The following is a 14,281-nucleotide window of genomic DNA, read 5'->3' as shown; positions in this document are numbered from 1 at the left end:
CTTTTATGGGTCATGCGCTGCCGTTGCGGCGCGGCCGGAGAGTTTCGAGCCCGGTCATCCTTCCCGGATTTCATGCGTGTCCAGCCGCATCCCGGCCGTTTACGAGGCGGAGGGGACGCACTGGCGCCGCCACGGGTCTGCGGACGAAAAAGGAGGCTTCGCGGGCTGGATAAATTCATTGTTAACACTACATTTAGTGTTTGCGGGCATGATGCACGCTAGATAGTGTTAGTTTCCCTCCCGGCGAGGGAATCGGAAAAGTTTCAGTTTCGATGGACCCGTGCGGGGTCGCCGACAGGCCGGAAAGAAGCTTCCCCAGGAAAGCTTCCGGTCCCGAGGCGAAGGGCGCGGACAGGAGAGCCGGCCATGTTTCCATGGCCGGGCAAGGCGGACCTGCGCTTGCGCGACGGAGCACGAAATCTCCGCCGAAAAGCGCTATATATAGACAGGCAAAAAGGACAGGCACGATGCGCATCGAGCGGCGTTTCACCAGGCAGGGACAATCGGCGTACGCGACGGTCGAGTTCCGCAAGGCTCTGTCGGAGATCAAGAATCCGGACGGTTCCGTGGTGTTCCGTCTGGACGGCATCGACGTTCCGGCGCAGTTCAGCCAGGTCGCCGCCGACATCCTGGCGCAAAAATATTTCCGCAAGGCCGGCGTGCCGGCCCGACTCAGGAAGGTCGAGGAGAACGACGTCCCCTCCTTCCTGTGGCGCTCGGTGGCCGACGAGGCGGCCCTTGCCGGACTGCCCGAGAACGAGCGCTACGGCTCGGAAACCGACGCGCGCCAGGTGTTCGACCGCCTGGCCGGCACCTGGACCTATTGGGGCTGGAAGGGCGGCTATTTCGATTCGGAAGAAGATGCCGCCGCCTTCCGCGACGAGCTGGCCTATATGCTGGCCACCCAGCGCGTGGCGCCCAACTCGCCGCAATGGTTCAACACCGGCCTCTTCTGGGCCTACGGCATCGACGGTCCCGGCCAGGGCCATTTCTATGTCGACCCCTTCACCGGCAAGATGACCAAGTCCAAGTCGGCCTACGAACATCCGCAGCCGCATGCCTGCTTCATCCAGGGCGTCGAGGACGACCTCGTCAACGAGGGCGGCATCATGGACCTGTGGGTGCGCGAGGCGCGCCTGTTCAAATACGGCTCCGGCACCGGCTCCAACTTCTCGAACCTGCGCGGCGAGGGCGAGAAGCTTTCGGGCGGCGGCAAGTCGTCCGGCCTGATGAGCTTCCTCAAGATCGGCGACCGCGCCGCCGGCGCCATCAAGTCCGGCGGCACCACGCGCCGCGCCGCCAAGATGGTGATCGTCGACGCCGACCATCCCGACATCGAGGCCTTCATCGACTGGAAGGTGAAGGAGGAGCAGAAGGTCGCCGCCCTCGTCACCGGCTCCAAGATCGTCAGAAAGCACCTGGAAGCCATCATGCGCGCCTGCGTCAATTGCGAGGGCGCCGACGACGGCTGCTTCGACCCGACGCTGAACACCGCGCTCAAGCGCGAGATCAAGGCGGCCAAGAAGAACGCCGTGCCGGAAAACTACATCGGCCGCGTCATCCAGTTCGCGCGCCAGGGCTATACGTCGATCGAATTCCCGACCTACGACACCGACTGGGATTCGGAAGCCTATCTCACCGTTTCCGGCCAGAACTCGAACAACTCCGTCTCGCTGAAGGACGATTTCCTGCGCGCGGTGGAGCAGGACGCGGAGTGGAACCTGATCCGCCGCATCGACGGCAAGGTCCACAAGACGCTGAAGGCCCGCGACCTGTGGGAGAAGATCGGCTATGCCGCCTGGGCGTCCGCCGATCCGGGCCTGCACTTCAACACCACCATGAACGACTGGCACACCTGCGCCTCGGCCGGCGCGATCCGCGCCTCCAACCCGTGCTCGGAATACATGTTCCTGGACGACACGGCCTGCAACCTGGCCTCCATCAACCTGCTGCCCTACCGCAATGGCGACGGCACTATCGACATCGCGGCCTACGAGCACACGGTCAGGCTGTGGACCATCGTGCTGGAAGTCTCCGTCATGATGGCGCAGTTCCCGTCCAGGGAGATCGCCAGGCTTTCCTACGAGTACCGCACGCTCGGCCTCGGCTACGCCAATATCGGCGGCCTGCTGATGACGGCCGGCATTCCTTACGATTCCGACGAGGGCCGGGCGCTGTGCGGCGTGCTCACCGCGCTGATGACGGGCGTTGCCTACGCCACCTCGGCCGAGATGGCGGGCCAGCTCGGCGCCTTCCCCGACTACGAGCGCAACGCGGACAACATGCTGCGCGTGATGCGCAACCACCGCCGCGCCGCCTATGGCGTCGGCGCGGAAGATACATCACTGGAACTCGGCGGCTACGAGAAGCTGTCGGTCGACCCGGTGCCGCTGGAAGCGGCGCATGTGTGGCAGAAGGAACTGGTCGAGCACGCCCGCGCCGCCTGGGACCGCGCCATCGAGCTGGGCGAGGCACACGGCTATCGCAACGCGCAGGCCACCGTCATCGCGCCCACCGGCACGATCGGTCTGGTCATGGACTGCGACACCACCGGCATCGAGCCCGACTTCGCGCTGGTGAAGTTCAAGAAGCTGGCCGGCGGCGGCTACTTCAAGATCATCAACCGCGCGGTGCCCGAGGCGTTGCGCACGCTCGGCTATTCCGAAAGCCAGATCGCCGAGATCGAGGCCTATGCGGTGGGCCATGGCAATCTCGGCCAGGCGCCGGGCGTGAACCCGGCCACGCTCAAGGCCAAGGGTTTCACCGACGAGAAGATCGCGGCGCTGAACGCCGCGCTGAAAAGCGCCTTCGACATCAAGTTCGTGTTCAACAAGTGGACGCTGGGCGAAGATTTCTGCCGCGGCGTGCTCGGCTTCACCGACGAGCAGCTCAACGACTTCTCCTTCGAGATGCTGCCGGCGCTGGGCTTCACCCGCAAGGAGATCGAGGCCGCCAACATCCATGTCTGCGGCGCGATGACGCTGGAGGGCGCGCCCTTCCTGAAGGAAGAGCACTATCCGGTGTTCGACTGCGCCAATCCCTGCGGCAAGATCGGCAAGCGCTACCTTTCGGTGGACAGCCACATCCGCATGATGGCGGCGGCCCAGCCCTTCATCTCGGGCGCCATCTCCAAGACCATCAACATGCCCAACGACGCCACCGTCGAGGACGCCAAGAGCGCCTATATGCTGTCGTGGAAGCTGGCGCTGAAGGCCAACGCGCTCTATCGCGACGGCTCCAAGCTTTCCCAGCCGCTCAACGCCTCGCTGATCGCCGACGAGGATGAGGACGAGGACGACGCCGTCGAGGCGCTGGTCGCAGCCCCGGCCGCTGCCAAGGCGGTCGCGGTCACCGAAAAGATCATCGAGCGCGTGATCGAAAAGGTGGTGCGCGACCGCGAGAAGCTGCCGAACCGCCGCAAGGGCTACACCCAGAAGGCGGTCGTGGGCGGGCACAAGGTCTATCTGCGCACCGGCGAGTTCGACGACGGCCGCCTCGGCGAGATCTTCATCGACATGCACAAGGAAGGTGCGGCCTTCCGCGCCATGATGAACAACTTCGCCATCGCCATCTCGCTCGGCCTGCAATATGGCGTGCCGCTGGAGGAATATGTCGAGGCCTTCACCTTCGTGAAGTTCGAGCCGGCCGGCATGGTGCAGGGCAACGACGCCATCAAGAGCGCCACCTCCATCATCGACTACGTGTTCCGCGAGCTGGCGATCTCCTATCTCGGCCGCAACGACCTTGCCCATGTCGACACCGACTTCTCCAACACCTCGCTCGGCAAGGGCATCACCGAAGGCAAGGCGCTGGCCTTCTCCAAGGGCCTGACCCGCGGCGCCTCGCCGGTGAAGCTGGTGACGGGCACGGGCGGCGGCGAGCCCAAGGGTTCGGCAGCGGGCAACCCGGCCCCTGCCCGCACCGCGCCCTATGCCTCCAACGTGCATCCCATCTCGGCCGGCGCCACGGCGCTGAAGCCGGCGGTGGCGGGCCTTGCGGAGGAAGCGACCGCCTTCAAGCGCGACTACGAGGAGCGTGCGAAGGAATTGGCGCAGGAGGCCGAGCAGGAGGCGATGCCGGCCGAGACGGCGGCCGAGCTGTTCACCGACGCCGCGGCCAGGGAGGCTTCCGAGGCCAAGGCGCTGACCGCCGCCCGCCGCCAGCAATCGCTGATGCAGGGCTACACCGGCAACGAATGCTCCGAGTGCCACAACTTCACCATGGTGCGAAACGGCACCTGCGAGAAGTGCGACACCTGCGGCGCAACCAGCGGGTGCTCGTGATAAGGAATAAAAATCAATAGCTTATCCTTCGGCCCGATCGCAAGATCGGGCCGAAATAGCAAATGCATCACCCTTTCGTCATCCCAGGGCGAAGCCGCGCGCAACGCGGCGCAGACCCTGGGATCCATGCCTGAGCGCTGCGGCCGCATGAGGCGGTGCAGACGGAAACCCCATCCTGCGCCGCCCTGCGCTTCGTGGCCGTTCCGGAATGGATCCCCCGGTCGCGCTCGGCTCCGCCCTCGCTGCCCGGGGATGACGAAGTGGCGGGGCCTCCGGCGCCATTTGTCCGGGGATACGAAGCGCTTTTATCCACACCTTGCCGGGCCGTCTTATGCTTCCGCCCAGTTCCTCCTGCGGGAAAGCCGATCATGACGGTGGTTGCGCGGGGAGGAACCGGCTTCCGTCGGTGCGGCTAACGTGGCCGTACGGGCGGACCGGATGGATCCGTATGGGTGGTGGCTGGGTCAAGGTCGTCGGGCGCCAATGCCTGCCGGCTCAAGTCAGCGGGCGAAAGCAGCGCTGGGGCTGCCATCTGGAGCGGTTTTTTGTCCCCTTTTGGGGCGAAGGGCCGGTCCCGGTCATGGGCGATCCCAACGGGGGTTCCGGAGACGCCGGACGGGCGGCCGCAAGGCCGCATAAGAATTACTCAGATGCGCGACCCTGCGGCCGCCCGTCTTCCCGGCTTCCTTGAGAAGCCAGCTCTTTGACAATGGCCAGGCGGGATGAAACCCGGGCGTGGCGGCGGCGGGGCGCGCAAATTCGCTGACGCCCCGACCTCCGCAGGGCCGCCGTAAAGATGCGGGGCAGCGGCCCGGCGGCCGGTCAGGCGGCGTTGCCGAGATAGGCGCTGATGACGGCCTCGTCGTTGGCAAGCTGGCTGCCCGGCCCTTCGAGCACGATGCGGCCGGCCTCCAGCACATAGCCGTAGTCCGCGAATTTCAACGCGACCTTGCTGTTCTGCTCCACCAGCAGGATGGTGACGCCCTCGCGGTTCAGCCGCTGCACGATGTTCATGACCTCGCGGATCATCTGCGGCGCCAACCCCATCGAGGGCTCGTCGAGCAGCAGCACCTTCGGCCCGGCCATCAGCGCCCGGCCGATGGCCAGCATCTGCTGCTCGCCGCCCGACAGGTTGCGCGCGTCGCCATGCTGGCGGCGCGCCAGGATCGGGAACAGCTCGAAGACATGTTCCATGCGCCGCCGCCGTTCGGCGTCGTCTTGCAGCGTGAAGGAGCCCAGGTCGAGGTTTTCCCGGATCGTCATCTCGCCGAAGATGCGCCGCCCTTCCGGCACGTGGACAAGCCCCTTGTGCGGCAGGCGGTGCGCCGCAACCCGGGTGATGTCCTCGCCGAGGAAGCGGACGGTGCCCGAGGCGGCGGGGATGAGACCGGAGAGCGTGCGCAAGGTGGTGCTCTTGCCGGCGCCGTTCGCGCCCAGCAGCGCCACGACCTGCCCGCGCCGGACCGAAAGGCTGATGCCGTGCAGCGCCTCGACGCTGCCGTAGCGCGCCACGAGGCGCTCGGCCGAAAGGACGATTTCGGGGTCCATCTCAGTCCTCCGTGCCCAGATAGGCCTCGATGACCTTCGGGTCCGCGCGCACGGCCTCGGGCGTGCCGTCGGCGATCTTCTGGCCGTGATCGAACACCACGATCTTCTCCGAAACCTGCATGACGAGGCCCATGTCGTGCTCGATCAGCAGCACGGTGACGCCGGTCTCGTCGCGGATGCGGCGGATGAGATGCACGAGATCGAGCTTCTCGCGCTCGTTGAGGCCCGCCGCGGGCTCGTCCAGCAGGATGAGTTCAGGCGTGGAGGCCAGCGCCCGGGCCAGTTCCAGCCGCCTTTGGTCGCCATAGGAAAGCCCTCCGGCCAGGCGCGGCGCATGCTCGCTTATGCCGACGAAATCGAGCCAGCGCAGGCTGACGGCCCGGATTTCCTCCTCCTCGCGGCGCTGCGCCGGCAGATGCAGGATCGCGGAGACGAGACCGTAGCGGGTGCGGCAATGCTGGCCCGACATGACATTCTCGAGCACCGTCATTTCCTTGAACAGGCGGATGTTCTGGAACGTGCGGGCAAGGCCGCGCTCGGTGATGCGATGCGGCGGCAGGCCGGTGATCCGATGCCCGGCCAGGCTGATCGAGCCGCCCTTGGGCTTGTAGAAGCCGGTCAGGCAGTTGAACAGCGACGTCTTGCCGGCGCCGTTCGGCCCGATCAGACTGTTGATGGCGCCTTTCTCGACAGAGAAGGAGACGTCGTGGAGCACGTTCAGCCCCCCGAAGCTCAGGCGCAGATCCTTGACTTCCAGCAGCGCCATGGTCAGACTCGCTTGTCAGGCCACAGGCCGTTCGGCCTGAACAGCATGATCGCCAGCAGCGCCACGGCCGTGACCAGCGGGCGATAGGTTCCCACCCCGCGCAGCACCTCCGGAAGCAGGGCGACGAGGATGGCGCCCAGTATGACCCCGGGTATGCGGCCCATGCCGCCCAGCACCACGCCGAGCAGGATGATGAGCGACTGGCTGAAGGTGAAGCTCTCCGGCGAGATGGCGGTCATCTTGGCGGCGTAGAGGCAGCCGGCCAGCGAGGCGATCACCGCGCCCATCATATAGGCCTGCAGCTTGATCCAGACCCGGTTGATGCCGATGCCGGCGGCGGCGTCCTCGTCGTAGCGGACGTAGAAGCAGGCCCGGCCGATGCGCGAGCGCTCCACGCTCAGGCAAACGAAGACGGCGATCAGCGCCAGCACCAGGAAGGCGTAGTAGAAGTGCTGCACCTGCACCAGCTTGAAGCCGAAGATGGCGGGCCGCTCGATGCCGACCAGGCCGCTGGCGCCGCCGGTGATCTCGAGGTTGCGGGCGATGATGCGCACGATCTCGCCGAAGCCCAGCGTCACGATGGCAAGGTAGTCGCTGCGCAGCCTCAGCGTCGGCGTGCCGATGATGACGCCGGCGATGCAGGCCGCGATCATGGCGACGGGGATGGTGAGCCAGAAATTGAACCCGAACTCCGCGGTCAGGATGCCGGTGGTGTAGGCGCCCACCGCGAAGAAGGCCGCATAGCCGAGGTCGAGCAGGCCGGCATAGCCGACGACGATGTTGAGGCCGAGGCACAGCACGATGTAGAGCAGCGCCGTCGTCGCCACCTCGGTCACATAGGCGTTGGCGAATTGCGGCAGGGCCACCGCGCACACCAGGGCCACAACCCCCAGCAGGGCCACGGAACGGCCCATGGATTGCATCGGCGCGGCGGCGGGTGCGGCTTTTGCTTCGTCCGACATCAGACCCGCTCCACCACCGAGCGACCGAGAATTCCGGTCGGCTTGAACACCAGGAACAGGATGAGAGCACCGAACACGAAGACGTCGCGCCACTCCGATCCGACGAAGGGCAGCGAAGACCCGAACGCTTCCAGCAGGCCGAGCAGCAGGCCGCCGAGCATGGCCCCGGGCACGCTGCCGATGCCGCCGATGACGGCGGCGGTGAAGGCCTTCAGACCCATGATGAAACCCATGAAGAAATGGACGCTGCCATAATAGGCGCCGGCCATCACGCCGCCGCCGGCGGCGAGCGCCGAGCCCATGAAGAATGTCAGCGCGATCACCTTGTCGACATCGATGCCCATGAGGCGGCTCGCCCCCATGTCGATGGAGACGGCGCGCATGGCCTTGCCGTACATGGTGCGCGAGATGAAGGTCTGCATGCCTGCCATCAGCACCAGGGAGGTGCCGACCAGCACCATTTGCGTGTAGGTGATGTGGACGGCGGAAATGTCGATGCCGGCATAGCCGAGGTCGGTGTTGAACGCCGAATGCCGCCCGCCCGTCAGGGCCAGGGCCGAACCGTTCAGCACCATCGAGGCGCCGAGCGCGGTAATCAGGATGGAAAGGCGCGGGGCGTTGCGCATGGGGCGATAGGCGAAGCGTTCGATGATGACGCCCAGCAGGCCGACGGCCAGCATCGACACCAGCACCGCGCACATGACGCCCAGCCAGCCGTTGCCGACCCAAACGCCCACCACCGACAGCACGATAAGCCCGGCGAAGGCACCCGTCATGTAGATGTCGCCATGGGCGAAGTTCAGCAGCTTGATGACGCCGAAGACCATGCTGTAGCCGAGCGCGATCAGGGCGTAGAACGATCCCACGATAAGACCGTTGACGAGTTGCTGGATGACGAGATCAAACGTCATGAGGGTTTCCCAGGCAACGAGGTTGAATTGACGCTGCGCGCCGGCAGCACCCTGTCGGCACAGCCGGACACGGAAGCCGTGAGGGGCAAGGCGACCGCCCGCCCCTCACGGGAACCGGAGCTGCTATTCGGCGGCGACCCACTTGCCGCCCTTGGCCACCACCGGGCGGAAGTTGGACGTCTGGAGCGTGTGCTTGTCGGTGAACTTGATCTCGCCGGCCAGGCCGCTGTAGTCGCTCGCCGCCAGCGCCTCGATGATCGCCTTGTGGTCTCCCGACTTCGCCCGCCCGATCGCATCGACGATGAGGTTGCCCGCATCGTTGGACAGGGCCGCATAGGCACCGGCCTCGCGGCCGTAGGCCTCCTTGTAGTTGGCCTTGAAGTCGGCTGCCCCCGACAGCAGATCAACGGTGGGCGGCGACAGGAGATAGACGCCCTCGCCGGCCGAACCCGCGATCTCCAGATATTCGGGGGAGTTGTTGCCGTCGCCCAGCACCATGCCGCCCTGGAAGCCGGCCTGGCGCAACTGCTTGGTCAAAAGGGCACCGCCGGCGTGGTATGCTGTCCAGAACACGGCATCGGCACCGCTGGACTTGATCTTGGTCACCACCGCCGAATAGTCCTGCTCTCCGGCCGTCGTGGTTTCCCGGGCGACGACCTCGCCGCCCTCCTTGGCGTAGGCTTCGGCGGTCAGCTTGGCGAGATCGGACGAATAGGCGTCGCCCTCGTCGATGATGGCGATCTTGGCGTAGCCGTTCTTCTTGAACAATTCGACGGCGGTGGTCGCCTGCATGTCGCCCGTCGAGTTGACGAGGAAGGCATTGCCCGGATTTGCGGCGACCAGCTTGGTCGAGTTGGCGCTGATGATGACGAACGGAATATCGGCGTCGCCATAGATCTTGAGCGTGGGCAGAACGGCACCGGAACAATAGCCGCCGAGGATCGCCGTCACGCCCTCCGACACCAGCTTGCTGGCAGCCGTCACGCCCTGCTGCGGGTCGCAGGCATCGTCGGCAGTCACGGTCGTGACCTTGTCGCCATTGATGCCGCCCTTGGCGTTGACGGCGTCGATCGCCATCTTCACCGCATTTTCCATGTCCTGGCCTTCGCTTGCGAGTTGGCCGGTCATGGGCGCAACGATGCCGAGCTTGACGTCGGCGGCCGCGGCCACGGACGTCAAGCCAAGGCCGGCAAGAGCCGTGGCGCAAGCAAGCTTCCTGAATGATGCAATCATCGAAATCTCCATTCTTCCCCTGTTGCACAGCCGATCACACCCGGCTGCGGTTCTCGCCTTGCTCTCGGGACGGCCATAGGCCCTGTTGAGGTTCTTCTCGCCTCCGAGCTTGATACAAGATCCTCGTATTTAATACGTTCCATATTAGAATTTATACAATCGGTCAACGCGCCCCGCACGACGGCACCGATCATGGGCGCCATTTGAGGCTCACCTGGCATAGGCGCCCTGGTAACGGTTCTCGCGAATGCTGAGCATGATCTCGGCCTCGCGCGCTTCCTGCGCCTTCACCGCGGCAAGCAACTCGGCCGCACCGGCGACCGGGAACGCGACGACGCCGTCCTCATCGCCGACCACGATGTCACCCGGATGGACCACCATGCCGCCGACACATACCGGCACGTTGATGGCGCCCGGGCCGTCCTTGTAGGGGCCCAGATGAATGGCCGAGCGTGCGAAACATGGAAACGTGCCCTTGCCGAGCGCGCCGGAGTCACGAACGGCGCCGTCGACGACGAAACCGGCCGCACCGCGCGAAGCCGCCACGCTGGTCATGATCTCGCCGATCAGGGCGCGCCCTTCATAGCCGCCGCCATCGACCACGATGACGTCGCCCGGGCGCACGAGGTCGAGCGCGCGGTGGATGAACTGGTTGTCGCCTTCGCGCGTCCTGACGGTGAGCGCCCTGCCGGCCATGGCGCCGCTGAAGCGATGGAACGGGCGCAGCCCGACCGCACCGGGCACGCGCGCAAGATTGTCGCTGATCAAGGGCGTGCCGAAGGCGCGAAAGGCCTGGATCAGTTCGCTCACCTGCACCGCGTCGGCCATTCCCTCACTCCCCTTCATTCCGGCTGCCCGCAATTTATGAATATAATATCCAATCTGACAAGCGGAAAATTTGACGGAGGCGTTTTTCGCCGGGGATACTTCGAGAAACTCCCCAAAAAATAGCTTTGTCACGCCCATTTCGTTGAGGACAGGTACTGGACCGTCTTGCGCAATCGTCAAAGCTCACGCTATTTTGGATAACATATCCACACAAACTGAAAAACAGGAAGGACCTCCGACGTGAAGCACGAAGGGAAAGTCGTTATCGTCACCGGGGCAGCGCAGGGGCTCGGGCTCGCCTGCGTCGAACGCTTTCACGCCGAAGGCGCGAAGGTCTTGCTGGTGGACGTGAAGGAGGACCGCATCCGCGAGCATGTCGAGCGCCTGGGCAAGCGCGCCGACTGGATGGCGGCGGACCTGTCGGAGATCACCCGGGACATGGCGGCTGACGTCGTCGGCAAGGCCAAAAGCAGCTTCGGCGGCGTGGACGTCCTCATCAACAATGCCGGCATCATCCACCTGGACGATTTCGTCGACTTTCCGGAAGACGCCTTCGACCGCGTGCAGCGCGTCAACCTGAAGGCGCCGTTCCTTCTCGGACAGGCGGCGGCGCGCACCATGATCGCACAGGGGCACGGCGGGTCGATCGTCAACATGTCGTCGATCAACGCCATCCTGGCCATTCCGAATTCCGTGGCCTATGCGGTCTCCAAGGGCGGCATCAAGCAGTTGACGGCCGTGATGGCGGTGGGGCTCATCCCGCACAACATCCGCGTCAACGCCATCGGCCCCGGCACCATCCTCACCGACATGGTGAAAAGCTCCGTCATGGCCAACGACACGCAGCGCCAGACCATCCTGTCGCGCACGCCCAGCGGCCGCTGCGGCGAGCCTTCGGAGATCGCCAGCGTGGCCTCCTTCCTGGCCAGCGACGATTCCTCCTACATCGTCGGCCAGACGATCTACCCGGACGGCGGGCGCCTCATCCTGAACTACACGGTCCCGGTCGAGGAGTAACCGGCCATGGCCGTCGATGCGCCGCGCATCAGCCTTGCGGGATCGGGCGCATTGCTGCTCGACGGCGCGCAGGGCGCGTTCAGCGACGCCGTCCAGCAACGTGTCTGGGCGGTCGCGAACGCAGCCCTTGCGCTCGCAGGCGTGCGCGAGACGGTTCCCGGCATGAACAACCTGCTCGTGCTGTTCGACCCCCTCGCCACCGATGCGACCGACATCGGCGCGCGGCTGGGCTCGCTGTGGGTCGAGGCGAACGTCACGCAGGTTGCCGGCAGGCAGCATGCGATTTCCGTCTTCTACGGCGGCGCGCGCGGCGAGGACCTCCCCGGCTGGGCTGCCCATTGCGGCATGCCTGTCGAGGAAGCCGTCCGGCGCCATGCGGCGGCCACCTATACGGTCGCCGCCGTCGGCGCCATGCCGGGGTTCCCCTATCTGTCCGGCCTGGACCCGAAGCTTGCCTGGGCCCGGCGCAGCACGCCGCGCTTCAAGGTGGCCGAAGGCGCCGTCATCATCGGCGGCGCGCAGGCCGGCATCATGCCCATGACCGCGCCCTCCGGCTGGCACATCATCGGCCACACGGACGCCAAGCTCTTCGACGCCAACGCCGAATCGCCCGTGCTGCTCATGCCCGGAGACACGATCCGGTTCACCGTAGCGGATATCGTCACATGATGGAGATCCTGACCACCGGCCTGCCGAACACCGTGCAGGACCTTGGGCGGCCCGGCCGGCTGGCGCTGGGAATCAGCCATGGCGGCGCCATGGACAAGCAGGCGCTGGCCATCGCCAATCTCATGCTGGGCAATGATGCGGCCGCCGCAGGCATCGAGGTCGCGCTTCATCCGTTCCGGCTGCGCGCCCATGTCGATACGGCGGTCGCCGTCACCGGTGCGGATTGCGAGGTCACCATCGGCGACAGGCCCTGCCCGCCCTGGTGGGCGATGCCGATCCGCGCCGGCGAGACCCTGACCATCGAAAGACCCCGCGTCGGCGCCCGCTCCTACGTCGCCTTCGCCGGAGGGCTCGACCTGCCGCTGGTCGTGGGCGCGCGCGCAACCGACGTGAAAGGCGCTTTCGGCGGCCTTGCCGGGCGCGGCCTGTCGCGCGGCGACCGGCTGGCGCTCAATCCCGCACGTTGCCCCCTGCCCGCCAGCGGCTTCGGCACCGCGGTGGAGGAACGGCGGAACGCGGCCGACGGCGCGACCGCCGCCATCGCACTGAGGGTTCTGCCCGCCGCCGAGTTCGACGCCTTCACGCCGCAAGCCCGCGCGGCCTTTGCCGAAAGCGACTGGACCGTCACCAACGATGCCAACCGCATGGGTTACCGCCTGTCCGGGGCAACGCTGTCGCTGCTCTCGCCGCTGGAACTCCTGTCGCACGGCATCGTGCCCGGCACCGTCCAGGTGCCGCCGTCCGGCCAGCCCATCATCCAGCTTGCCGACGCCAACACCTGCGGCGGCTATCCCAAGATCGCCACGGTGATCGAGGCCGACCTGTGGCGGCTGGCACAGGCGCCGGTCGGCGCGCGCCTGCGTTTTTCGCCGACATCGACACAAGAGGCGACGGCGGCGCTCCGCGCCCAGCAGGAATGGAGCAGGCGCTTCATGGCGGCGCACGCCCGCGCCCTTGCCCAGGGCGCCGGCTAGCCGGAACCGCCGACCGCTTTACGAACCGATCATCCGGGAGGAAAATCAATGCACTGGACCAGGACATTCACGGTCGTCGGCTGCCATGCCGAAGGTGAAGTGGGCAATGTGATTACCGGCGGCGTCATGGACGTTCCCGGCAACACCATGTTCGAGAAGAAGGAATATCTCGAGCAGCATATGGACGACATACGCGGGCTGGTGCTGTTCGAGCCGCGCGGCGCGCCTTACGTCAACGCCAACATCATCCTGCCGCCCTGCGACCGCTCGGCCGACCTCGGCTATGTGATCCTGGAAAGCACCGAATATCCGCCGATGTCGGGCTCGAACACCATCTGCGTGGCGACCGTGGCACTGGAGACCGGCATGGTGCCGATGCGGGAACCGGAGACGCGGCTGCGCATGGAGGCACCGCCGGCATGATCGAGGTGCGCTGCACCTGCGAAAACGGCAAGGTGAAGCAGGTCGAGTTCACCAACGTGCCGGGCTTTGCCCTGCATCTCGACACGCCGGTCGAGGTCGAGGGGCTGGGCACCGTCACCGTCGACACCTCCTATGGCGGCATGACCTTCGCCCATGTCGACGCCCGCGCGCTCGGCTTTGCCGTCACGCCCGACGAGGCCCACCAGATGTCGCTGATGGGCCAGCGCATCAAGAAGGCGGTCAACGAGCAACTCGTGGTGGTTCATCCGGAGAACCCGAAGATCCGCGACGTCTCCAACGTCATCTTCGAAGGCCCCGTCGAGCGCATCGGCGGCCGCCTCGAAAGCACCAACGGGACGGTGTGCCTGCATGGCAGGCTCGACCGCTCCCCCACCGGCACCGGCACCACGGGGCGGCTTGCGGTGATGTCGGCAAAGGGACAGATCGCCAGGGGCGAGTTGTTCCGCAACAAGTCCATCGTCGGCACCCATTTCGACTCCCGCGTGATCGCCAACACGCGCGTCGGCGATCTGGATGCGGTGGTGGCCACCATTGCGGGACAGGCGTGGATCACTAGTATCGGCCAGTACGGCCTCGACCCGACCGACCCCTACCCGCGCGGCCACAGGCTGGCCGACGTCTGGTTCTGAGGAAGGCCCCGCCCGCG

Annotated in this window: 10 protein-coding genes and 1 pseudogene; 5 read left to right on the top strand and 6 right to left on the bottom strand. The window is 66.0% G+C overall.

What is annotated here, in order from left to right:
• Nucleotides 1–467 precede the first annotated feature (467 nt).
• Entirely contained in the window at nucleotides 468–4,283 is a 3,816-nt protein-coding gene (locus tag ACTDI4_RS11100; protein WP_442841193.1) for a vitamin B12-dependent ribonucleotide reductase, read from the top strand.
• Between the two features lie 822 nt (nucleotides 4,284–5,105).
• Here the strand turns inward: ACTDI4_RS11100 and ACTDI4_RS11095 are convergent.
• The 6 genes from ACTDI4_RS11095 to ACTDI4_RS11070 form a co-directional block, all read right to left on the bottom strand.
• Nucleotides 5,106–5,831 (bottom strand): ABC transporter ATP-binding protein, encoded by a 726-nt coding sequence (locus ACTDI4_RS11095; RefSeq protein ID WP_442841192.1) that lies wholly within the window; start codon nucleotides 5,829–5,831, stop codon nucleotides 5,106–5,108.
• Between the two features lies 1 nt (nucleotide 5,832).
• On the bottom strand, nucleotides 5,833–6,597 hold the full coding sequence (locus ACTDI4_RS11090; RefSeq protein WP_442841191.1) for an ABC transporter ATP-binding protein: 765 nt from the start codon (nucleotides 6,595–6,597) through the stop codon (nucleotides 5,833–5,835).
• Nucleotides 6,598–6,599: 2 nt separating this feature from the next.
• On the bottom strand, nucleotides 6,600–7,559 hold the full coding sequence (locus ACTDI4_RS11085; protein ID WP_442841190.1) for a branched-chain amino acid ABC transporter permease: 960 nt from the start codon (nucleotides 7,557–7,559) through the stop codon (nucleotides 6,600–6,602).
• On the bottom strand, nucleotides 7,559–8,470 hold the full coding sequence (locus ACTDI4_RS11080) for a branched-chain amino acid ABC transporter permease (RefSeq protein ID WP_442841189.1): 912 nt from the start codon (nucleotides 8,468–8,470) through the stop codon (nucleotides 7,559–7,561). The genes ACTDI4_RS11085 and ACTDI4_RS11080 overlap by 1 nt, the downstream gene beginning before the upstream one ends.
• Before the next feature lie 123 nt (nucleotides 8,471–8,593).
• Nucleotides 8,594–9,703, bottom strand: coding sequence for a branched-chain amino acid ABC transporter substrate-binding protein (locus ACTDI4_RS11075; RefSeq protein WP_442841188.1), 1,110 nt, complete (start codon nucleotides 9,701–9,703; stop codon nucleotides 8,594–8,596).
• A 210-nt stretch (nucleotides 9,704–9,913) separates the two neighbouring features.
• Nucleotides 9,914–10,531 (bottom strand): RraA family protein, encoded by a 618-nt coding sequence (locus ACTDI4_RS11070; protein WP_442841187.1) that lies wholly within the window; start codon nucleotides 10,529–10,531, stop codon nucleotides 9,914–9,916.
• Between the two features lie 240 nt (nucleotides 10,532–10,771).
• Between ACTDI4_RS11070 and ACTDI4_RS11065 the strand changes: the two genes are divergently transcribed.
• From ACTDI4_RS11065 to ACTDI4_RS11050, 4 genes and pseudogenes are all read left to right on the top strand, one after another.
• Nucleotides 10,772–11,548, top strand: a complete 777-nt coding sequence (locus ACTDI4_RS11065; protein ID WP_442841186.1) for an SDR family NAD(P)-dependent oxidoreductase — start codon at nucleotides 10,772–10,774, stop codon at nucleotides 11,546–11,548.
• 6 nt (nucleotides 11,549–11,554) lie between these two features.
• Nucleotides 11,555–12,217, top strand: coding sequence for a 5-oxoprolinase subunit PxpB (pxpB, locus tag ACTDI4_RS11060; RefSeq protein ID WP_442841185.1), 663 nt, complete (start codon nucleotides 11,555–11,557; stop codon nucleotides 12,215–12,217).
• Nucleotides 12,214–13,191: a biotin-dependent carboxyltransferase family protein gene (locus tag ACTDI4_RS11055; protein ID WP_442841184.1), complete on the top strand. Its 978-nt coding sequence runs from the start codon at nucleotides 12,214–12,216 to the stop codon at nucleotides 13,189–13,191. The genes pxpB and ACTDI4_RS11055 overlap by 4 nt, the downstream gene beginning before the upstream one ends.
• Before the next feature lie 48 nt (nucleotides 13,192–13,239).
• A pseudogene (locus ACTDI4_RS11050) lies at nucleotides 13,240–14,264 on the top strand (proline racemase family protein).
• Nucleotides 14,265–14,281 lie beyond the last annotated feature (17 nt).

Origin of the sequence: Mesorhizobium sp. PUT5 (assembly GCF_052216645.1) — a bacterium.
In the GTDB taxonomy this organism is placed as follows: Bacteria; Pseudomonadota; Alphaproteobacteria; order Rhizobiales; family Rhizobiaceae; genus Mesorhizobium.
Note: the sequence above shows the minus strand (reverse complement) of the source record. Positions and strands in the feature narration are given on the sequence as shown.